Genomic DNA, 21,564 nt, shown 5'->3' with positions numbered 1-21,564 from the left:
TCTTCTCTCCATCAGGTGGCAGCTTGCGCTGCCACACACGCTTACCAGGTCTGGGTTGCCTTGAAGTCATCCAGCAACGCAGTCAGCTTGCCAACGATCGCGTCGTTGTAGTCGGCCTTGGCATTGATTTCAGCCATCAGCTCGGCATGCTGGGTATTGGCGTAAGAGAGCAGAGCGGCTTCGAAGTCGACGATCTTGCTCAGTTCGACATCGGCGAGATAACCCTTCTCGGCGGCGAACAGCACCAGGGATTGCTGGGCCACGCTCATCGGAGAGTACTGCTTCTGCTTCATCAGCTCGGTGACTTTCTGACCGTGATCCAGCTGCTTGCGAGTGGCATCGTCCAGGTCGGAAGAGAACTGGGCAAATGCCGCCAGTTCGCGGTACTGGGCCAGCGCGGTACGGATACCACCGGACAGCTTCTTGACGATCTTGGTCTGAGCAGCACCGCCCACACGGGATACGGAGATACCCGGGTCAACCGCCGGACGAATACCGGAGTTGAACAGCTGGGAGGTCAGGAAGATCTGGCCATCGGTGATGGAGATCACGTTGGTCGGAACGAACGCGGAGACGTCACCGGCCTGGGTTTCGATGATCGGCAGGGCGGTCAGGGAACCGGTCTGGCCTTTCACGGCACCATTGGTGAACTTCTCTACGTACTCGGCGTTGACGCGAGCAGCACGCTCCAGCAGACGGGAGTGCAGATAGAAGACGTCACCCGGGTAAGCTTCACGTCCAGGCGGACGGCGCAGCAGCAGGGAGATCTGGCGATAGGCAACGGCCTGCTTGGACAGGTCATCATAGATGATCAGTGCGTCTTCGCCGCGGTCACGGAAGTACTCGCCCATGGAGCAACCGGCGTAGGGAGCCAGGTACTGCAGAGCAGCCGCTTCGGAGGCAGAAGCCACGACCACGATGGTGTTGGCCAGGGCACCGTGCTCTTCCAGCTTGCGCACCACGTTGGCGATGGTGGAGGCCTTCTGGCCGATCGCAACGTAGACGCACTTAATGCCGGAATCTTTCTGGTTGATGATGGTGTCGATGGCGATGGCGGTCTTACCAACCTGGCGGTCACCGATGATCAGCTCACGCTGGCCACGACCGATAGGGATCATGGCATCGATGGCTTTCAGACCGGTCTGGACTGGCTGGTCAACAGACTTACGCTCGATAACGCCCGGGGCGATCACTTCGATCGGCGAGAAGCCGTCGTTGTCTACCGGACCCTTACCGTCGATCGGCTGACCCAGGGTGTTGACCACCCGGCCCAACAGACCACGACCGACCGGCACTTCCAGAATGCGGCCGGTACCCTTTACCTTCATCCCTTCGGCCAGATCGGCATAGGGACCCATTACTACGGCACCAACGGAGTCACGCTCCAGGTTCAATGCCAGAGCGAAGCGGTTGCCCGGCAGCTCGATCATCTCACCCTGCATGGCATCGGCCAGACCGTGGATACGAATGATACCGTCGCTTACAGAAACGATGGTACCTTCGTTACGCGCTTCGCTTTTGACATCAAACTGCGCAATGCGCTGCTTGATCAGCTCGGCGATTTCAGTGGAATTCAGTTGCATGCTCTAATACCCCAATCAAGATTGCAGCGCATCGGCCATGCGATCCAGCTTACCGCGGACCGTGCCGTCGATAACGAGATCACCGGCCTTGATGAGCACCCCGGCCATCAAGGACGCATCTGTGCTGCAATTCAGCTTCACTTTGCGCGCGAGACGTTGTTCCAGAGAAGCCTGAATATTGGCTTTCTGCTGGTCGGTCAGTTCGATCGCCGAAATCACGTCAGCCTGAACTTCTTTGTCCAGTTCAGCCTTGAGCGCGACGAATTCGGCAACGACCGCCGGCAGCACACCCAAGCGACCATTCTCGGCCATCACCCGGATCAGGTTCTGACCGTGCTCGTTGAGCTGCTCACCGCAGACACCGACAAACAGCTTTGCCAGTTCTTCGGCAGCAACGGAGCCGTTTACCAGGCTGTGCATGGTCTCGTTTTCAGCCACCTGAGCGGCGAAATCGAGCATCTCCAGCCATTGGTCAACCGCCTTGTGCTCAACGGCAAACTCGAAAGCAGCCTTGGCGTAGGGGCGAGCGATTGTAGTCAGTTCAGACATAGCCCCGTTCCCGTTACAGTTCTGCTACCAGTTTGTCGACGATGTCGCTGTTGGCAGCCTGGTCGATTTGGCGTGCCAGGATCTTCTCTGCACCCGCGATGGCAAGAGCAGCAACCTGCTTGCGCAGTTCTTCTTTGGCACGATGACGTTCAGCTTCGATCTCTGCACGGCCCTGAGCCAGGATTTTCTCCCGCTCAGCTTGGGCTCCGACAGCAGCCTCATCAATGATCTGGGCCTTGCGTTTGTTGGCCTGATCGATGATTTCAGCAGCCTGAAGCTTGGCTTCTTTCAGCTGATCGGTGGCGTTGGCCTTGGCCAGCTCCAGATCTTTCTTGGCACGCTCTGCAGAAGAGAGGCCGTCAGCTATTTCTTTCTGACGGGCTTCGATGGCAGCCATCAGCGGCGGCCATACGTACTTCATGCAAAACACTACGAAGATGAAAAAAGCAACTGCTTGGCCGAGGAGGGTGGCGTTGATATTCACAGCCGATGTCCTCTTTAGTTAGTTAATGGGTTCTGCGTGAGTCGTAATGACTTAGGCAACCGCAAACATCACATACAGACCCAGACCAACGGCGATCATCGGGATCGCATCCACCAGACCCATCACGATGAAGAACTGGGTACGCAGAACAGGGATCAGGTCAGGTTGACGAGCTGCACCTTCCAGGAACTTGCCACCCAGGATACCGATACCGATGGAGGCGCCGATAGCCGCCAGACCCATCATCATTGCAGCAGCGATGTACAGCAGGTCCATGTTCAAGTTTTCCATGAGGATCTCCATTTATTTAGATGTAATTGATTGTATAAAAAGGATTATTTGAGTTGCATCAACCATGGTCTTCCTGCGCCATCGACAGATAGACGATGGTCAGAACCATGAAGATAAACGCCTGCAAAGTGATGATCAGGATGTGGAAGATTGCCCAAGGCACGGACAGGATCCACTGTGACCACCAGGGTAACAAACCCGCAATCAGGATGAAGATCAGTTCGCCAGCATACATGTTGCCGAACAGTCGCAGACCCAATGAAACAGGCTTGGAAATCAACGTGACGGTTTCAAGGATGAAGTTAACCGGGATGGCAGCAGGGTGATTGAAAGGCTGAAGCGTCAGCTCCTTCACGAACCCGCTGATACCCTTGACCTTGATGCTGTAGTACAGGATCAAGAAGAACACGCCCAAAGCCATGGACATGGTGATGTTAACGTCAGCAGAGGGAACCACACGCAGATAGGGAACACCCATCAACTGTGCAGCGTGAGGGATAAAGTCAACGGGGATCAGGTCCATGAAGTTCATCAGGAAGATCCACACGAACACCGTCAGGGCCAAAGGTGCGATGACCTTGTTGCGACCATGAAAGATGTCCTTGACGTTACCATTCACAAACTCGACCAGCATCTCCACAAAGCACTGCAGCTTACCGGGCACACCGCTGGTGGCCTTGACGGCAACCTTGCGGAACAACCAGATAAACAGGGCGCCTAGCACGACGGAAAATATCATGGAATCGATATTCACCGTCCAGAACCCGGACCCTACCTGCAGGTGGGTCAGGTGGTGGGAGATATATCCCTGAGGAGTCAGGACTTCTCCGGTTGCAGACATGAGTTTTCCTAATAGTGGTTGTTAAGCGTGAATGAAACTATCCACTGTACAACGAGGGCGAGGATATAAGTGGCGAAGAACGAGGCGGTGTCGACCTCAATCCCGGCGCCAAACAGCAGGGCGAAAAGTCCTGTTGTAGTAATGAGCTTAATCCCTGCCCCACCATAAAAGTCCCGCAAAACCAGGCCTACGCTCTCTTTCGTCACCTTGCGGCGCAGAACCCAGAGCGTGAACAGGGCTTGAGGAACCCAGTACATCCCCCCTCCGTAGAGAGAGGATTGTCCGGCGAACTCTCCCGCCTGATAAAACCAGACGGTGGCGATCGCCAGGATCAGGACCAGCTGACAAACGAGCATAGCCAAGGCCAGCGTCAAACCTTCCAAGGCTATTTTCTGCTTCACCAACCTACCCCTGAACATTACAGAACTGTAAAAAATCGGGATCCGAAGACCCCAGGTTCACAGCTCGAAAAGCCGGTCAAATTATACCCGTGAAGACGGCTATTGCAACATGGCAAAAATCCTTAATTTTTGCGGCTTTCCGCGCGAAATTAAGGTTATGTTCATATCGAAAGTAATGGATGTTTTATTACTACAAAAAGCGTAAAAATCACGATTCTGACAGGCCAAAATAGCCCAATACCCGGTCCAAATCTGCCAAGTTATCGTAACTTATTACTAACTTGCCGCTATCTTTCTTGCCCGGCTGAAGTTGCACCTGATTGCCAATTTTTTCAGAAATCTGGCGCTCGAGATAACCAAACTGCGGATCGCGGACGGGTTCAACCCTGGTTTTTGCCGGTTCCAGTGCTTTTTGCACCAGCTTCTCGGTATCTCTCACTGTCAGCCCCTTCTGGGCCACCAGTTTGGCCAGCTCTGACTGGGCCTGGCCGCTCAGGGCCAGCAGGGCACGGGCATGCCCCATGTCGAGGTCGCCGTGTTCCACGAAGCGCTTCACGTCCTCGTTGAGCTGGTTGAGACGCAACAGGTTGGTGACCGTGGTGCGGGACTTGCCCACCGCCTCGGCAACCTGCTGGTGGGTCAGTTCGAACTCCGTCAGCAGGCGCTGGAGGGCGACGGCCTCCTCGATGGCGTTGAGATCTTCACGCTGGATGTTCTCGATGAGTGCGATGGCGACGGCCGCCTCGTCGGCGACATCCTTGACCAGGCAGGGCACCACTTCGAGACGGGCCAGCTGGGAGGCGCGCCAGCGGCGTTCACCAGCAATGATTTCGAAACGGTTTTCACCGATGGAGCGAACCACGATGGGCTGGATCACCCCTTGTGCACGGATGGAGTTGGCCAGCTCCTCCAGCGCATCCTGGGACATGTCCTTGCGCGGCTGGTATTTGCCGGACTGCAACCACTCCACCGGCAGCTTGCGCAATTCCCCCTGATTGGTCGGGGCCATGGCCTGTTCGGTGCGCTGGTCGCTCATCACCTGTTTCTGGCGGGCGGCCGTGCTGGTGCTGAGCAGGGCGTCCAGCCCCTTGCCCAGCCCACGTTTCTTCGGCGTCATATGCTCTCTCGATCTGCGGTGAACGGCAGGGACTCCTGTTCCTGGCGGCGCAGGATCTCGCCAGCCAGGGCCAGATAGGCCTTGGCCCCCACCGATGATTTGTCATAGTGCATGGCTGGCGCGCCAAAGCTCGGCGCCTCCGCCAGTCTTACGTTGCGGGGAATGATGGTGCGATAGACCTTGTCCCCGAAATGCTGTTTCAGCTGATCGGACACATCATTGGCCAGCCGGTTGCGATGATCGAACATGGTGCGCAGCACCCCTTCAATCTTCAGCTCCGGATTGACCACGGCTGCCAGCTTGCTGATGGTGTCCACCAGGGCGGTCAGCCCTTCCAGCGCATAGTATTCGCACTGCATGGGCACCAGCACTGAGTCGGCGGCGGCCATGGCGTTCACCGTCAGCATGTTGAGAGAAGGCGGGCAGTCGATGAAGACGTAGTCGTACTTGTCCCTGACCGAGGCCAGGGCGTTGCGCAGGCGGATCTCGCGGGCAAAAAACTCCATCAGGCGGATTTCTGCCGCGGTCACGTCGGCATTGGCGGCAATCAGGTGATAGCCTCCCGAGGTTTCGGGGATGATCACCTCGCCGATGGGGGCATCTTCGATCAGCAGTTCATAGGCAGTGCGTTCGACATCGTACTTGTCGACGCCACTGCCCATGGTGGCATTGCCCTGCGGATCCAGATCGATCACCAGCACCTTGCGCCGGGTAGCGGCCATGGAGGCGGCCAGATTCACACAGGTGGTGGTTTTACCCACTCCACCCTTCTGGTTGGCTATGGCAATGACTTTTCCCACACTGTCCCCTAAATGAATGCGGCGGCCCTATTCGGGCTGGATGGCTTTAAACTCCAGCAGATGGCGTTCGCCTTCCAGTTCCGGCACCACCAGCTTGTGGGTGGCAACCAGACGAATGCTGTCAGGCAACTGTGCCAGCTCCTGCTCGGGGTATTGTCCCTTGAGCGCCAGGAAGCTGCCCTCGGGTGACGGCAGATGATGACACCAGCTCAGCATGTCCTCCAGGGAGGCGAAAGCCCGGCTCAGTACACCATCAAATCCGGTCTCGGGTTGATACTCCTCCACCCGGGATTTGACGGGGGTCACATTGGTCAACCCCAGTTCCAGGATCACCTGGCGGATGAAGTTGATCCGCTTGCCCAGGCTGTCGAGCAGCACGAACTGTTTGTCCGGATTGATGATGGCCAGCGGCAGTCCGGGCAGACCCGGACCCGTTCCCACATCGATGAAGCGTTCACCGTGCAGGTGAGGACTCACCACCAGGCTGTCGAGGATATGCTTGACCAGCATGGCGTCCGGATCTCGCACCGAGGTGAGATTGTAAGCCTTGTTCCACTTGTGCAGCAACTCGACCAACTGCACCAACTGGGTCTTCTGGGTTTCGGTGATAACAATTCCGGCCTGCATGAGCAGGCCGTTCAATCTTTGCAGCATGTTGTCCAACGGGGAATTCCTCAGGCGGTTTTACGCAGCAGGCCGTGTTTCTTCAGGTGCACCAGCAAGATGGAGATGGCGGCAGGGGTGATGCCGGAGATGCGGGACGCCTGACCAATGGTCTCTGGCTTGGCATCGTTGAGCTTGGCGATCACCTCGTTGGAGAGACCGTTCACGTCGCGGTAGTTCATGTCCAGCGGCAGCAGGGTGTTTTCGTTGCGCAGCTGTTTCTCCACCTCGTCGTGCTGACGCTCGATATAACCGGCGTACTTGATCTGGATCTCCACCTGATCCGCGGCAGCCGCATCGGTCAATGCAGGCCCCACACCCTCGATGGCCATCAGGGCATCGTAGGTCACCTCGGGGCGACGCAGCAGCTCTTCCAGGCTCTGCTCCCGGGTCAGGGGAGTGTTGACCAGGGCGTTGACGGCCTCCAGAGACGGATGCTGCGGGTGGATCCAGGTCGAGCGCATGCGCTGACGTTCCTGCTCCACCTGTTCCACCTTGGCATTGAACAGGCTCCAGCGATGATCATCCACCAGACCCAGCTCGCGGCCGATGGCGGTCAGGCGCAGATCCGCATTGTCTTCCCGCAGCAGCAGGCGATATTCGGCACGGCTGGTGAACATGCGATAGGGTTCGCGGGTCCCCAGTGTGGAGAGATCGTCCATCATCACGCCCATGTAGGCCTGATCCCGGCGTGGGTGCCAGGCTTCCTTGCCCTGGGCGCGCAAGCCCGCGTTCAGACCGGCCATCAGGCCCTGGGCAGCGGCCTCTTCATAGCCGGTGGTGCCGTTGATCTGACCGGCGAAGAAGAGGTTCTCGATGCACTTGCTCTCCATGTTGGCCTTGAGATCCCGCGGATCGAAGAAATCGTACTCGATGGCGTAGCCAGGGCGAGTGATATGGGCATTCTCGAAGCCACAGATCGAGCGGACGATCTGCACCTGCACGTCGAACGGCAGGCTGGTGGAGATCCCGTTCGGGTAGAGCTCGTGGGTGGTCAGGCCTTCCGGCTCGACGAAGATCTGGTGCGCCGTCTTGTCGGCAAAGCGGGTGATCTTGTCTTCGATCGACGGGCAGTAGCGCGGGCCTATCCCCTCGATCACCCCGGCGTACATGGGGCTGCGATCAAGGTTGTTGCGGATCACCTCGTGGGTCTGCTCATTGGTATGTGTCACGTAGCAAGGCATCTGGCGCGGATGCTGGTTGGCGTTGCCGATGAAGGAGAAGACCGGGCGAGGATCGTCGCCATGTTGCTGCTGCATCACGGAAAAATCGACGGTGCGTGCATCGATGCGTGGTGGCGTGCCCGTTTTGAGGCGATCGATGCGCAGCGGCATTTCACGCAGGCGCTGAGCGAGGGCGATCGAGGGAGGATCCCCGGCGCGGCCCCCTTTGTAGTTCTCCATGCCGATGTGGATCAGACCATTGAGGAAGGTGCCAACGGTCAGTACGACCGTCTTGCCGCTGATGCGGATCCCGCTCTGGGTGACGACCCCGGCGACGCGATCCCCGTCCATGACCAGATCGTCGCAGGCCTGCTGGAAGATCTTCAGGTTCGGGTAGTTCTCCAGGGTCTGACGCACCACAGCCTTGTACAGCAGGCGATCCGCCTGAGCACGGGTAGCCCGCACCGCAGGGCCCTTGGAGGAGTTGAGCGTGCGGAACTGGATCCCGCCGAGATCGATGGCCTGCGCCATGATCCCGCCAAGGGCGTCGACTTCCTTGACCAGGTGTCCCTTGCCGATCCCGCCGATCGCCGGATTGCAGGACATATGCCCCAGCGTATCTATGTTGTGGGTGAGCAACAGGGTATTGAGACCCATGCGGGCTGCCGCTGTTGCTGCTTCGGTTCCTGCATGACCGCCACCGACGACGATCACATCAAATTGTTCATGGTATTGCATTGGGGATCACCTTGATCTGCACGCCTGAAGATCTTTGTTTGCCTGGTCTGAAGGGCGGATCATTCTATCTGTTTAGCATCCGGAGGGGAACGTCTACTTCAGGATCAGTATGGATCAGGGATCGGTTAAATAGATCTTAAGGATCTTTAGATCGATCTTTTATTGGATCTTTTATTAGGATCCGCGACTTCTGTTGATAAGGCATTTTTGATCATAAAGATCATTCGGTTAAGGTCGATCGCTGCTTGTGGAAAAGCTTGGATCCAGAGGGAGCGAGCGGGGGGATAACATGGGTTTTTATGCACAGGCACATGGTTGGTAAGATCTAATACATGAATAACTATAGGTTTTGCAGAGCTTAGCACCTAAGTTATACACAATTATCTGAGCTCATGTGGGGAGCTCTCGGGAAAAACTTATCCGGATCCCCCTGTTAATAACCTGGTGGATAGGGATCTGGGGATAACCAGGGAGATCGGAGGTCGTGACCGGATCTCCCTGGCCCCGATCAGCTGATCAAGGTCATCCAGTCGTGGATCCAGGTTTCTGCGGCATCTTCGGGGATCTCGTGCTGGGTCACGTCTATTTCCAGGAGATCCCCCAGTCGGCTGGCACCGCACCCGGCCAGCAGCCGATCCAGCGTCTTGCCGCCCTGGCAGAAGGTGTCATAACTGCGATCCCCCAGGGCGATCACTCCGTACTTGAAGGCGGTGAGATCCGGCTGCTGTTCGGCAAGATCCCGGGCAAAGGGCTGCAGATTGTCGGGTACATCCCCCGCACCATGGGTGGAAGTGACCACCAGCACGATGGCTTCTGGCTCGGCCAGGATCCTGGCCAGGCTGGCGGGGTTGTGGATCTCCGCCTGGTGGCCCGCCTGTTCAAGGAGGCCGACCACATGATCTGCGACATATTCGGAGGCCCCCAGCATGGAGCCGACGACGAGGTTGAGTTTGGCCATGGAATGGATCCTGATGTCATCGAAAAGGTGAAGAGCGGGGATCTTACCGCCAAAGCATGTGGATAAATATGGATAAAGCTTGGGGATAAGGATCCTGTCCACTTTGTTGCAGCCAAAACCGGCCTCGTGGCCACTGTGCCGCCTTCTTTCCGCCTGTTGCGACCTCATCGCACCTTTCGTTGTCAAACGACACTTCAAAACATCAATTAACAATGCAGATGCAAATGATTAGCAATTATTGAATCGATTCGATCACGGCACCTGTAGTAGCATGGCGCTGCTTTATTCGCCTGAGGCGCCGGGCTGACCGGTCCAATTGGGCACCCATAATAAGAAATCAAACATAAATTATTGATATTTGAGACACTTATATGATTGCGCAAAAAAATACCCCGAATGCCGTGATGCGAAAGAGAGGCGCACAGCTGCTGCCGCTCTCCTGTCTGCTGGCGTCCCTGCCCGTGTTGGCGGCGGAACAGGCGGATAAAGAGTTGCCCAAGGCGGGCGAAACCATGGTCGTGACCGGGACCGCCATGAAGGTCGAGGTCCCCATGGCAGAGACCCCCCGTGCCGTCTCCGTGGTCAATCGCGAAGAGCTGGACCAGCACGCCGTACTCAAGCTAGACGAGTCCCTGCGCTATCGCTCCGGCGTCCTGTCCCAATCCTATGGTTCGGACACGGATGCTGACTGGTTCAAGGTGCGCGGCTTCGATGCGGCTTCTTACCTGGATGGCAACCGTCTTTTCAGCACCGGTTACTATGTCTGGACCCCGGAGCCCTTCGGCCTTGAGAGCGTGGAAGTGCTCAAAGGCCCGGCCTCCATTCTGTATGGCGAAGCCCCTCCCGGAGGCGTCATCAACGCCATCAGCAAGCGTCCGACCGCGACCCCGCAGGGACTGGTGAACCTGCAACTGGGCAACCGGGATCTGCGCCAGGTCGGGGTGGATGTCTCCGACACCCTTACCGACAACAGCCGTTATCGTCTGGTGGCCCTCTACAACGAGCGGGACGGCGTGCTGGATGGCACCTACAACGAGCGCGCCTATCTGGCGCCGAGCGTGACCCTGGATATTTCGGATCGCACCACGCTGACGCTGCTTTCCAGCTTCAAGCACGATGAAGGGGTGCCGACCAACGGCTTCTTCCCGGTTTACGGCACCCTGAATACCTCCGGAGGCCAGATCGATCCCTCCACCAACCTGAGCCAGCCGGATTACGATCGCAATCGCAATACCCAGATCTCCGCCGGGTACGAGCTGGCCCACCAGCTCAACCAGACCTGGGAGTTCAAGCAGAACGTTCGCTTCAACTACAACGATCTGCTGCTGCGCCAGACCTATATCTTCCCGACCTATGAAGGCACCACCGCCTACCGCGGCCTGGTCTACCGGGATGGGGATACCAAGAGCGCCACCATGGACAACCAGATGGTGGGCTACTGGAACACCGACAGCACGGAGCAGACCCTGCTGCTGGGGGTGGATCTGCAGCGCCATGTCAATGAAGGCCAGGAAGCCGACAACTATGGCATGGGCGCCATCAACACCATGAACCCGGATTACAGCGGTTTCCCCGGTTTTGATGAATCCACCGCGACCCATCAGAAGAGCACCAAGGGTCAGAGCGGCCTCTATGCCCAGCACCAGATCCGCTGGGATGATCGCTGGCTGCTGACCGCGGGCGGTCGTTTCGATTACGTGGAAACCCACAACATCAGCGAAGCCAAGAGCAAGAACGAGAAACAGTACGACAACAACCTCTCTCTCTCCGGCAGCCTGATGTACCTGGCCGACAACGGTCTCTCCCCTTACTTCGCCTATGCGGAATCCTTCGAAGTGCTGCCGGGGATAGACCCCAACACCGGCAACTCCTACAAGCCGCTGGAAGGCAAGCTCTACGAGACCGGCGTCAAGTACGCACCCAGCTTCCTCGATGGCTACATCAACCTGGCGCTGTTCGATCTGGAGCAGACCAACTCCCTGGTCTCTACCGGCTCCGGCCAGCAGACCCAGGCCGGTGAAGTGACCTCCCAGGGGGTCGAGCTGGAGGGGAGCGTGCAGGCCACCGAGGCGTTGCGCCTGACCGCTGCCTATACCTATACCGATGCCAAGACCAACGACACCGGCAACGGCGATCGTCGTGCGAGCCTGATCCCGCGCCACCAGGCCTCCTTCTGGGGCAACTACAAGGTGCAGCAGGGCCCGGTATCCGGTCTTGAGCTGGGTTCCGGCGTGCGCTATGTGGGTTCCAGCGTCGGCATCGGCGCGGTGAATGCGGACTACACTCCCATCTATGGTTCCGCCCAGGTACCGGCACACACTGTATGGGATGCGATGATCGGGTATGACTTTGCCAAGAACTGGCGTGCCCAGATCAACGTCAACAACCTGCTGAACGACACCTATGTGGCGAGCTGCGACTACTACTGCTACTACGGCGAGCCGCGCAGCATAGTCGGCACCGTCAACTACCGCTGGTAAGCGACAGGCCGGGCGGGGGCGAAGGCTCCCGCCCTCCTTCCATTCATCTACAGGCCTGTCATGGAACTCTTGTCACTGGTTTATCGCCAATACCGTTGGCCCTTCATCGCCATTACCCTGCTCAGCCTGCTGAGTGCTGTCAGCGGGATAGGCGTCATTGCCTTCATCAATCAATCACTTATCGAATCAGTCGGGGATCCGCTGCCGATCCTGGGTCAGCTTGTCGGCCTTGTCTTGCTGCTGCTGGTGATCACGCTCGGATCCCAGCTGGCCCTGACCACCCTGGGTCACCATTTCGTCTACCGGTTGCGTGGCCGCCTGCTCAAGCAACTGCTGGATACCGACGTCGCCCGTCTGCGTCAAATAGGGCAGGGGCCGCTCCTGGCCTCCCTTTCCAGCGACATCGGTCAGATCACCATCGCCTTCGTGCGCCTGCCGGAACTGGTACAGGGTCTGGTGCTCACCCTGGGCTCCATCATCTACCTTGGCCTGCTCTCTCCCGCCTTGCTCGGTGTTACCGCCCTCTGGGTCACCGTGACCATGGTGGTTGGCTGGCTGCTGGTGAACCGGGTCTATCGCCACCTGGCGCACATGCGCCAGGCCGAAGACAGGCTCTACCAGAACTACCAGTCCATCATCGCCGGGAGCAAGGAGCTGGCGCTCAACCGCGAGCGTGCCCACTTCGTCTACCACCAGCTCTATGAGCAGAATGCCCGGGACTACCGGGAGCAGATCATCCGCGCCGATACCTACCACCTGAGCGCGGTGAACTGGTCGAACATCATGATGCTGGGTGCCATCGGCCTGGTCTTCTTCCTGGCCAACGGGCTGGGCTGGGCCAACACCAATGTGGCCGCCACCTTCGCCCTGACCCTGTTGTTCCTGCGCACTCCCTTGCTGCAAGGCATCGGAGCCCTGCCGACCCTGATCGCCGCCCAGGTGGCGTTCGACAAGATAGCTGCCCTCAATCTGGCAGAGTCGGACGAAGCGTTCCCGTTGCCGCCTGCGCCTCGCCCCTGGCAGCGCATCGAGCTGGATCAGGTGAGCTTTCACTACCAGGGGGAGGGCGGTTTCTCCGTGGGCCCCATCAATCTGGTGATCGAGCGGGGGGAGCAGATATTCCTCATCGGTGGCAATGGCTCCGGCAAGTCGACCCTGGCCATGCTGCTGACCGGGCTCTATCAACCGGTCTCTGGCCGGATCCTGCTGGATGGGGAGCCGGTCACCGATCGCAACGGCTATCTGGGGCTCTTCTCCGCCATCTTCACCGACTACCACCTGTTCCAGCATTTGCTGGGGCCCGAGCCGAAAGAGGCGCTGGTCGCCGAGTGGCTTGAGCGGTTGCAGATGGGCAGCAAGCTTGCCATCGAGGATGGCTTCATCGCCGATATCGACCTCTCCCAGGGCCAGCGCAAGCGGGTCGCCCTGCTGCTGGCCCTGGCAGAGCAGCGGGAGGTGATGCTGTTCGACGAGTGGGCCGCGGATCAGGATCCCCAGTTCCGCCGCATCTTCTATCAGGTGCTGTTGCCGCGTCTCAAGGAGATGGGCAAGACGGTGATCGCCATCAGCCACGACGATCACTACTTCTCTCTGGCCGATCGCCTGCTGGAGATGCGCCAGGGCCGCCTCACCGAACTGACCGGCGAGCAGCGCGAGCAGGTGAGCCGGGATGCGGTCGCCCATCTGGATGGCAAGGTGCCGACCTGATGCTGGCACCGATGAGACTGGCAGCAAGCCAGCACAGGAATTGCTTATGTTCGAGATGAAATCCGCCAGCTTCGCGGTCAATGACCGCACGCTGCTGCACCCCACCAGCCTTCGCTTCGAGCAAGGTCGGGTCTATGGCCTCATCGGCCACAACGGGTCGGGAAAATCGACCCTGATCAAGCTGCTGGCGCGCCAGCAACCCCACAGCGGCGGGGAGATCCTGTTCGATGACCAGCCGTTGTCTGCCTGGGGCAACCGGGAGTTTGCCCGTCAGGTGGCCTATCTGCCCCAGCACCTGCCGAGTGCCGAAAACCTGCTCGGCCGCGAGCTGGTGGAGATGGGGCGCTACCCCTGGCGCGGCCTGCTGGGCCGGATGGGAGCGGAAGATCACCGTCAGGTGGAGCGGGCCATCGCCCTGACCCACACCGAACGCTTTGCCGATCGGCTGGTGGATACCCTCTCCGGCGGTGAGCGGGGACGAGTCTGGCTCGCCATGCTGCTGGCTCAGGAGAGCCGTTTCATCCTGCTGGACGAGCCACTGGCCGCCCTGGACGTGGCCCATCAGGTGGAGGTGCTCACGCTCGTCAAGCAGCTCAGCCGCCAGCTCAACCTCGGGGTCATCATCGTCATTCACGACATCAACATGGCCTCCCGCTTCTGCGATCGGCTGGTGGCGCTGCACTCCGGCCGTCTGCTGACCCACGGCGAGCCCGAACAGATTATGACAGGGGAGACCCTGAACGCCATCTATGGCATCCCCATGGAGGTCATTCGCCATCCGGCCCATGACCACGCCATCGCCATCGTCTGACCGGGGGCCGCTCTTGAACCGTTTATTGAAGATGGCGCCCTGTCTGCTCAGTCTGCTGCTGCCCCTGGCAGGGGAGGCCGGGCAGCTTGTCACCGCCACCGACGCCACCAGCGCCACGCCTCGCATCGCCACAGTGGACTGGACCATGGCCGAGACCCTCCTGGCTCTGGGGGTCACCCCGATGGCGGTGGGGGATGTGGCCCCCTATCGCGCCTGGGTCGGTGAACCCCAGCTTCCTGCCGGGGTGATCGATATCGGGCTGCGTGCCCAGCCCAACCGGGAACTGCTGGCGGAGCTCAAACCGGATCTTATTCTCATCTCGCCGCTGGCGGCCCCCCTGGCGCCGACTCTCTCCCGCATCGCGCCGGTGCACTCCATCGCCCTGTATGAACCGGGCACCGATCTGTGGCAGCGACTGCGGGAAGCGACCCTGACCATAGCCGCCCTGGTCAACAAAGAGGCGGAGGCTGAACGCCAGCTCGCCGCGCTGGAGCAGGATCTGGCACAGATGCAGGCGGCGCTGCCCGCCGATCTGCCCCCCTTGCTGGTGGTGCAATTCATCGATGAGCGCCATGTGCGGGTGTTTGGCCGTGGCAGCCTGTTCGAGGCAGTGATGCAGCGCCTCGGCCTTCGCAACGCCTGGCAGGGAGAGACCAATGCCTGGGGATTCTCGGTCGCGAGCCTGGAGCAGTTTCTCGGGATGTCGGAGGCCAGGCTGGTGGTGGTGGACCCCGTGCCCGTAGGAGTTGGTGAAAAACTTCAGGAGCCTGGATTGTGGCAGCATCTCCCGCTGGTACAGAACAATTCGGTGATCCATCTGCCTGCGACATGGAGTTTTGGTGGCATATTGGCGGCCCGCCGCTTCGCCACCCTGCTGGACGGTGCCTTGCGGGAGCAGGCTGTCCACAGAGCAACCGGGGGATCAAATCAATGAGCTCTTCTCTTTCTTCGCCCCTGCTGCGCCCGGGTCTCTGCCTGTTGGTGCTGACACTGGGGCTGGCTTGCGCCGAGCTGGCGCGTCAACTGCCGGGGGCGCTCTGGTGGCAGGCCCTGTTCTCCCCCGAGCTGGACGATGCCCGCCAGGCGGTGGTCCATTTCAGCTGGCTGCCGCGCCTTGCCATCTGCCTGCTGGCCGGTGCCGCCCTCGGGCTCGCCGGTACCCTGATGCAGCAGGTGCTGCGCAATCCCCTGGCCTCGCCCACCACCCTGGGGGTGGCCTCCGGCGCCCAGCTGGCGCTGATGATGGTGACCCTGCTCGCCCCCTCCTGGCTGCTGATCGGGCGGGAGTGGATCGCCATGGCCGGGGGAAGCCTGGCCATGGGGCTGGTCTTCGCCCTGGCTTGGCGCCGTCAGCTCAATCCCGTGGTCATCGTCTTTGCAGGGCTGGTGATCAACCTCTATCTGGCCGCCATCAGCATGGGATTGCTGCTGTTCTTCCAGGAGGAGCTCAAAGGGTTGCTGGTGTGGGGGAGCGGATCTCTGGCCCAGAACAGCTGGAGCGGCGTCGGCTATCTGCTGCCACGGTTGCTGCTGGCCGCGATGCTGGCGGCGGTGCTGGTGCGCCCGCTGGCAGTGCTGGAGCTGGACGATGCCAGCGCTCGCAGCCTGGGGGTCTCTCTCAAGCACCTGAGATTCGCCGGTCTCGGCCTCGCGGTCTTCATCACCGCCTGCGTGGTGAGCGTGGTGGGGCTGATCGGTTTTATCGGGCTGGCGGCGCCCGCCATGGTGCGGCTGCTGGGGGTCAGAAAACTGGCCCAGCGGCTGCTGTGGGCACCCATCCTCGGCGCCCTGTTGCTGGCGGCCACCGATCTGCTGCTGCAGACCCTGAGCCGGTTCTGGCCTGTGCTGATCCCGACCGGCGCCATGACGGCCCTGTTGGGGGCGCCGCTGCTGCTTTGGCTGATCCCGCGTCTTGGCATCAAGCAGAGTGCGCCTAAGGCGAACTCCTCTCTGTTGTTGGCCCGCCATCCGGCGCCGACTCGCCTTGTTGGCCTGATGGTGTTGGGGCTGGCTGCGGCGGTGATCGCCTCCCTGTTGTTTGGGCAGGGGATGGGCGGCTGGGGTTGGCCGAGCTGGCTGCGGTGGCAGGCCCAACTGGAGTGGCGCTTGCCGCGCACGCTGGCTGCGGGTGCCGCAGGCGTGTTGCTGGCGCTGGCTGGCACCCTGTTGCAGCGAGTCAGCAACAACCCCATGGCGAGCCCCGAGCTGCTGGGGGTGAGCGGTGGCACCTTCATGGGGGTGATTGCGGCGGCCCTGTTGCTGCCCGCCTTGCCGCTGCCCATGATGCTGCTAGGGGGACTGGTGGGCGCCTTCGCCTGCCTGTTGCTGCTGGTGCTTATCAACCGGCGCAACGGCTTCCAGCCGGAGCGGATACTGCTGTCTGGCATCGCCATCACGGCGCTGTTCGAGCCGTTGCAGGCCATCGCCCTGGCCAACGGCGACCTGCGGGTGCAGCAACTGCTCTCCTGGATGTCCGGCTCCACCTATTACGTCACCCAGCCGGTGGCCCTTGCCCTGGTGGTGTTGGCGCTGCTGATGCTGGCAGCCTGCCTGCTGGCGAGCCGCTGGCTCGACCTCATGCCCATGGGGCCGGCGGTAGCGACGGCTCTGGGGATCCATCTCGGCCGCGCCCAGCTCACCATCCTGCTGCTGGTGGCCGTGCTCACCGCCAGTGCCACCATGGTGATAGGCCCGCTCTCCTTTGCCGGTCTGCTGGCGCCGCACCTGGCCAGATTGATGGGGTTGGTGAGGGCGCGCTGGCACCTGCTCGGCGCCGCAGGCTGTGGCGCTTTGCTGATGGTGTCGGCGGACTGGATCGGCCAGCAGATCCTCTTTCCCCAGGAGGTGCCCGTCGGTCTGGTCTCCACCCTGTTAGGGGGCGCTTACTTCATGTGGTGCCTGCGCCGTCTCTAGGTTGGTGGATGAAAAGCGCACAAAAAAAGCCCGGGGTGAACCCGGGCTTTTCATTGCCTGCTCTGCGGATTTACTTGCCGATGCAGAAGCTGGAGAAGATGCGGCCCAGCAGATCGTCGGAGCTGAACTCGCCCGTGATTTCGGACAGGGACTCCTGGGCCAGGCGCAGCTCCTCGGCCACCAGTTCGCCAGCCACATAGACCTCAAGCTGCTCCCTGGCTACCAGCAGCCGCTCGGCGGCGCGCTCCAGTGCGTCCAGGTGGCGGCGGCGGGCCATGAAGCCCCCTTCGGTGTTGCCCTGGAAGCCCATGCAGGCCTTGAGGTGCTCGCGCAGTGCGGGCAGCCCAAGCTCGGTCTTGGCGGAGATGCGATAGACGGCGTGGCCCTGCTCCTGGCTCGGTGCCAGGTCCTCGCCGGTCAGGTCCGCCTTGTTGCGCACCACGGTGAGGCCGATGTTTTTTGGCAACCGATCAACGAATTCCGGCCAGATATCGTGGGGATCGACGGCATCCGTGGTGGTGCCGTCCACCATGAACAGCACCCGGTCGGCCTGTTCGATCTCGGCCCAGGCACGCTCGATGCCGATCTGTTCCACCTTGTCCTGGGTATCGCGCAGGCCCGCGGTGTCGATGATGTGCAGCGGCATGCCGTCCAGATGGATGTGCTCGCGCAGCACGTCGCGGGTGGTACCGGCGATCTCGGTGACGATGGCGGACTCGCGGCCTGCAAGGGCGTTGAGCAGGCTCGATTTGCCGGCGTTGGGACGACCGGCGATCACCACCTTCATTCCCTCTCGCAGCAGGGCGCCCTGTTTGGCCTCGCCGCGCACGTCGTCCAGCTCGGACATGATGGCGTAGAGGTCACCCGCCACCTTGCCGTCGGAGAGAAAGTCGATCTCTTCATCCGGGAAGTCGATGGCCGCTTCCACATAGATGCGCAGCCGGGTGAGGCTCTCCACCAACTGCTGAACCTTGCCGGAGAACTGCCCCTGCAGGGAGTGCATGGCGCTGCGGGCCGCCTGCTCGCTGGAGGCTTCGATGAGATCGGCGATGGCCTCGGCCTGGGCCAGATCCAGCTTGTCGTTGAGGAAGGCGCGCTCGCTGAACTCGCCCGGGCGGGCGGGGCGGATGCCATCGATCTGCAGGATGCGGCGGATCAGCATGTCGAGAATGACGGGGCCACCATGGCCCTGCAGCTCCAGCACGTCTTCGCCAGTGAAGCTGTTGGGGGCCTTGAACAGCAGGGCGATGCCCTGATCCAGCGCCTGGCCCTGCTCGTCCCTGAACGGCAGATATTCGGCATAACGCACCCTGGGGAGCTTGCCGAGCACTATCTCGGCGACCCGCTCGGCGGCAGGGCCGGAGACGCGGACTATGCCGACACCGCCACGGCCGGGGGCGGTGGCCTGGGCCACGATGGTATCTGTTGTCATCTTGCTTGACTCGCTGGTTGGCTGAATGAGTAAGAGGGTGGGGGACATTGTAATAAAAAAGGCGGCCCGAAGGCCGCCTCTTTTGTCATCAGGAAAGATGGGCTGCGCATCAGTTGCGTGAGTGCAGGCCTTTCTTCTCCAGCTGACGATAGATGATGGTCTGCTGGATGATGGAGATGACGTTGCTCACCAGCCAGTACAGAGTCAGACCTGCCGGGAACCAGAGGAACATGAAGGTGAAGATGATCGGCATGAACTGCATCACCTTCTGCTGCATCGGGTCCGTGATGGTAGTCGGGCTCATCTTCTGCAGATACCACATGGAGGCACCCATGAGGATTGGCAACACGAAGAAGGGGTCCTTCACCGACAGGTCGGTGATCCACAGGGCGAACGGTGCGTGGCGCAGCTCGACAGACTCCATCAGTGCCCAGTAGAGAGCGATGAAGATGGGCATCTGTACCAGGATGGGCAGGCAGCCGCCCAGCGGGTTGACCTTCTCCTTCTTGTACAGCTCCATCATGCCCTGGGACATCTTCTGACGATCGTCACCGAAGCGTTCCTTGAGCGCAGCCAGCTTGGGCTGGAGCATGCGCATCTTGGCCATGGAGGTGTACTGGGCCTTGGTCAGCGGGAACATGATGCCGCGCACCAGCAGGGTCAGCATGATGATGGCCAGACCCCAGTTCTGGACGAAACCGTGGAACACGGTCAGCAGCCAGTGCAGCGGTTGGGCGATGAACCAGAGCCAGCCGTAGTCGACAGTCAGATCCAGGTGGTTTGCCACCTTGGCCATCTGATCCTGCAGCTTGGGACCGATCCACAGCTTGCCGCTCACTTCGGCCTGCTGGCCGGCAGCGACGTCAACCAGCGGCGCCTTGTAGCCGATGATGGCCTGGTCCTTGCCCGGGATCACGCGGCTGTAGAAGCTGTTGGTGTCGTTGGCATTCGGGGCCCAGGCAGAGACGAAGTAGTGCTGCAGCATGGCGACCCAACCACCCTGGGTGGTCTTGTTCAGGTCGGCATCCTTCATCTCGTCAAAGGTGTACTTCTTGTAGCGGGAGTCTTCGCTGGAGAAGGCACCACCACGGTAGGCACTGGCCACCATGGCATGACCTTCCTGATCCTTCGGCGTGGTCATGGTCTGCTTCAGCTGACCGTAGAACTGTACCTGGACCGGCTCGGCAGACTTGTTGTCGATCTTGTAGTCGACGCCCACGGCGTAATCACCGCGCTTGAGCACGAACTCCTTGGTGAAGACCACGCCCTTGCTGTCGGTCCAGGTCATCGGAACGACGACTTGATCCTGACCATCGGCCAGCTGATAGCTGGTCTGGGCGGCTTCATAGGTGGGACGACCCTGGGCCTGGCTGTCCGGACCATCGCGACCGACCAGACCGCTCTGGGCCACATAGAGGTGGGCAGGCTGGCTGGTCAGCAGGGTGAACGGCTGTTCCTTGCCTTCTTCCAGCTTGTGGGCCAGCAGTTCGGCAGAGACGATGTCACCGCCCTGGGTGTCCAGGGTCAATTTGAGCACGTCGGAGGAGACGGTGATCAGCTTGCGCGCGGCGTTACCATTTGCTTGCTCGGAAACCTGAGGAATATCACCGGTCTGACCGGCTTCAGGTACGAAATGTTCGGTTTGGGCCACGGTAGTCGGGGCCGGCTTCGGAGCCTTGTCGGACTCCCACTGTTGCCAGAGCAAGAAGCTCACGAACAGCAAACCGATCAGGAGTAAATTGCGTTGTGATTCCATAGTCTTCAGTTTCTTCGCTTTGGTTGCGGAACCGGGTCATAACCACCCTCGGATAAGGGATGGCATTTTAATAGACGTTTGCTGGCTAACCAAACGCCTTTTATGAAACCGTGAAGTCGGATTGCTTCTATCGCAAATTGGGAACAAGTCGGGGTGAAACGGCAGCGCGGCCCGAGCAGGGGACTAATGATTAGCTGATACAGGCGTATCAGTTTGATTGCTACCCATTGCAACGGCGTGACAGAGTGCGCCATAGCTTTTCCAGTAACTTGAACAGCGCTTCGTTGTCCATCTCCTTCACGCCACCCTTGGCGATCACGACGATGTCGATAGCGGGCAGATTGGCTTGATTGAGGCGAAAACTTTCCCGAACCACTCGTTTTACACGGTTGCGCCAGACGGCACGCTTGAGCGCCTTTTTGGGCACGGCGAGGCCAAGACGGGGGTGTTCGAGGGAGTTGGGGCAAGCAAGAAGCGTAATTTGCGGAGAAGCGGCCCGGACAGGCTCGGCGAAAACGCGTTTGAAGTGTTCGGGAGTTAACAGACGTAACTCCCGAGAGAAGGTGTGCTGGGTAGGCATTAGACTACCAGGCGGGCACGACCCTTGGCACGACGAGCGGCCAGAACTTTGCGGCCGTTGGCAGTAGCCATGCGAGCGCGGAAACCGTGAGAGCGCTTGCGCTTCAGGTTGGACGGTTGAAAAGTACGTTTCATGATTCGATTCCGTATTTCTGTACAGTTTTGATTGTCACACTTAGCCGACGCGCCAGCTATAGCGTGTGACGACTAGCAAAAGAGGCCGAATTCTAAACAGAGTTCAGCTTCTCGTCAATCCGCCGTTCCTTTCCATCTCGCCCCGTTCGTCGACCGAGCGGGA

21 protein-coding genes are annotated in these 21,564 nt (G+C 60.1%); 5 read left to right on the top strand and 16 right to left on the bottom strand.

The genetic code is table 11. The features are described 5' to 3' along the window. Window positions 1-41 precede the first annotated feature (41 nt). The 11 genes from atpA to mioC all read right to left on the bottom strand — a co-directional run bounded on the left by atpA (window position 42) and on the right by mioC (window position 9,588). Window positions 42-1,583 carry a F0F1 ATP synthase subunit alpha gene (atpA, locus tag AB7E19_RS19295; RefSeq protein WP_010672262.1) on the bottom strand — a complete coding sequence of 514 codons (1,542 nt, stop codon included), beginning with the start codon at window positions 1,581-1,583 and terminating at the stop codon, window positions 42-44. A 15-nt stretch (window positions 1,584-1,598) separates the two neighbouring features. Continuing rightward, window positions 1,599-2,132, bottom strand: coding sequence for a F0F1 ATP synthase subunit delta (atpH, locus tag AB7E19_RS19290; protein ID WP_010672263.1), 534 nt, complete (start codon window positions 2,130-2,132; stop codon window positions 1,599-1,601). Window positions 2,133-2,145: 13 nt separating this feature from the next. After that, window positions 2,146-2,616: a F0F1 ATP synthase subunit B gene (gene atpF, locus AB7E19_RS19285; protein WP_010672264.1), complete on the bottom strand. Its 471-nt coding sequence runs from the start codon at window positions 2,614-2,616 to the stop codon at window positions 2,146-2,148. A gap of 51 nt (window positions 2,617-2,667) precedes the next feature. After that, complete coding sequence (atpE, locus tag AB7E19_RS19280) at window positions 2,668-2,907, bottom strand: F0F1 ATP synthase subunit C (RefSeq protein ID WP_010672265.1); 240 nt, start codon at window positions 2,905-2,907, stop codon at window positions 2,668-2,670. Window positions 2,908-2,965: 58 nt separating this feature from the next. Continuing rightward, the gene (gene atpB / locus AB7E19_RS19275) at window positions 2,966-3,748 is read right to left on the bottom strand and encodes a F0F1 ATP synthase subunit A (protein WP_010672266.1); all 783 of its coding nucleotides are present in this window, start codon (window positions 3,746-3,748) and stop codon (window positions 2,966-2,968) included. Between the two features lie 8 nt (window positions 3,749-3,756). Next, on the bottom strand, window positions 3,757-4,167 hold the full coding sequence (locus AB7E19_RS19270) for an ATP synthase subunit I (RefSeq protein WP_010672267.1): 411 nt from the start codon (window positions 4,165-4,167) through the stop codon (window positions 3,757-3,759). Window positions 4,168-4,357: 190 nt separating this feature from the next. Further along, window positions 4,358-5,266: a ParB/RepB/Spo0J family partition protein gene (locus tag AB7E19_RS19265; RefSeq protein ID WP_010672268.1), complete on the bottom strand. Its 909-nt coding sequence runs from the start codon at window positions 5,264-5,266 to the stop codon at window positions 4,358-4,360. Beyond that, complete coding sequence (locus AB7E19_RS19260; protein WP_279474156.1) at window positions 5,263-6,066, bottom strand: ParA family protein; 804 nt, start codon at window positions 6,064-6,066, stop codon at window positions 5,263-5,265. Before AB7E19_RS19260 ends, AB7E19_RS19265 begins: the two co-directional genes overlap by 4 nt. 27 nt (window positions 6,067-6,093) lie before the next feature. After that, entirely contained in the window at window positions 6,094-6,720 is a 627-nt protein-coding gene (gene rsmG / locus AB7E19_RS19255) for a 16S rRNA (guanine(527)-N(7))-methyltransferase RsmG (RefSeq protein WP_010672270.1), read from the bottom strand. Window positions 6,721-6,740: 20 nt separating this feature from the next. Next, window positions 6,741-8,630 (bottom strand): tRNA uridine-5-carboxymethylaminomethyl(34) synthesis enzyme MnmG, encoded by a 1,890-nt coding sequence (gene mnmG / locus AB7E19_RS19250; protein WP_427936271.1) that lies wholly within the window; start codon window positions 8,628-8,630, stop codon window positions 6,741-6,743. A gap of 508 nt (window positions 8,631-9,138) precedes the next feature. Next, complete coding sequence (mioC, locus tag AB7E19_RS19245; protein WP_427936269.1) at window positions 9,139-9,588, bottom strand: FMN-binding protein MioC; 450 nt, start codon at window positions 9,586-9,588, stop codon at window positions 9,139-9,141. A 371-nt stretch (window positions 9,589-9,959) separates the two neighbouring features. Here mioC and AB7E19_RS19240 point away from each other — a divergent pair, with 371 nt between their 5' ends. Genes AB7E19_RS19240 through fhuB form a run of 5 tightly spaced genes read left to right on the top strand, consistent with a single transcriptional unit; the run spans window position 9,960 to window position 17,499 of the window. Beyond that, window positions 9,960-12,068, top strand: coding sequence for a TonB-dependent siderophore receptor (locus tag AB7E19_RS19240; RefSeq protein ID WP_319891547.1), 2,109 nt, complete (start codon window positions 9,960-9,962; stop codon window positions 12,066-12,068). 60 nt (window positions 12,069-12,128) lie between these two features. Further along, complete coding sequence (locus AB7E19_RS19235; RefSeq protein ID WP_322131114.1) at window positions 12,129-13,775, top strand: multidrug ABC transporter permease/ATP-binding protein; 1,647 nt, start codon at window positions 12,129-12,131, stop codon at window positions 13,773-13,775. 46 nt (window positions 13,776-13,821) lie between these two features. Continuing rightward, complete coding sequence (locus AB7E19_RS19230; RefSeq protein ID WP_010672275.1) at window positions 13,822-14,586, top strand: ATP-binding cassette domain-containing protein; 765 nt, start codon at window positions 13,822-13,824, stop codon at window positions 14,584-14,586. A 31-nt stretch (window positions 14,587-14,617) separates the two neighbouring features. Continuing rightward, entirely contained in the window at window positions 14,618-15,520 is a 903-nt protein-coding gene (locus AB7E19_RS19225; RefSeq protein ID WP_427936289.1) for an ABC transporter substrate-binding protein, read from the top strand. Further along, complete coding sequence (fhuB, locus tag AB7E19_RS19220; protein ID WP_029313369.1) at window positions 15,517-17,499, top strand: Fe(3+)-hydroxamate ABC transporter permease FhuB; 1,983 nt, start codon at window positions 15,517-15,519, stop codon at window positions 17,497-17,499. Before AB7E19_RS19225 ends, fhuB begins: the two co-directional genes overlap by 4 nt. Window positions 17,500-17,569: 70 nt before the next feature. Here fhuB and mnmE read toward each other — a convergent pair whose 3' ends face one another. From mnmE to rpmH, 5 genes are all read right to left on the bottom strand, one after another. Further along, the gene (gene mnmE / locus AB7E19_RS19215; protein ID WP_010672278.1) at window positions 17,570-18,931 is read right to left on the bottom strand and encodes a tRNA uridine-5-carboxymethylaminomethyl(34) synthesis GTPase MnmE; all 1,362 of its coding nucleotides are present in this window, start codon (window positions 18,929-18,931) and stop codon (window positions 17,570-17,572) included. A 109-nt stretch (window positions 18,932-19,040) separates the two neighbouring features. Then, window positions 19,041-20,687: a membrane protein insertase YidC gene (gene yidC / locus AB7E19_RS19210; protein ID WP_041214180.1), complete on the bottom strand. Its 1,647-nt coding sequence runs from the start codon at window positions 20,685-20,687 to the stop codon at window positions 19,041-19,043. Window positions 20,688-20,692: 5 nt separating this feature from the next. Continuing rightward, the gene (gene yidD, locus AB7E19_RS19205; RefSeq protein WP_010672280.1) at window positions 20,693-20,941 is read right to left on the bottom strand and encodes a membrane protein insertion efficiency factor YidD; all 249 of its coding nucleotides are present in this window, start codon (window positions 20,939-20,941) and stop codon (window positions 20,693-20,695) included. Beyond that, on the bottom strand, window positions 20,908-21,267 hold the full coding sequence (rnpA, locus tag AB7E19_RS19200; RefSeq protein ID WP_010672281.1) for a ribonuclease P protein component: 360 nt from the start codon (window positions 21,265-21,267) through the stop codon (window positions 20,908-20,910). The genes yidD and rnpA overlap by 34 nt, the downstream gene beginning before the upstream one ends. After that, on the bottom strand, window positions 21,267-21,401 hold the full coding sequence (rpmH, locus tag AB7E19_RS19195) for a 50S ribosomal protein L34 (protein WP_005307156.1): 135 nt from the start codon (window positions 21,399-21,401) through the stop codon (window positions 21,267-21,269). The genes rnpA and rpmH overlap by 1 nt, the downstream gene beginning before the upstream one ends. Window positions 21,402-21,564 lie beyond the last annotated feature (163 nt).

Origin of the sequence: Aeromonas sp. (assembly GCF_050252055.1) — a bacterium.
GTDB lineage: Bacteria > Pseudomonadota > Gammaproteobacteria > Enterobacterales > Aeromonadaceae > Aeromonas > Aeromonas caviae.
Note: the sequence above shows the minus strand (reverse complement) of the source record. Positions and strands in the feature narration are given on the sequence as shown.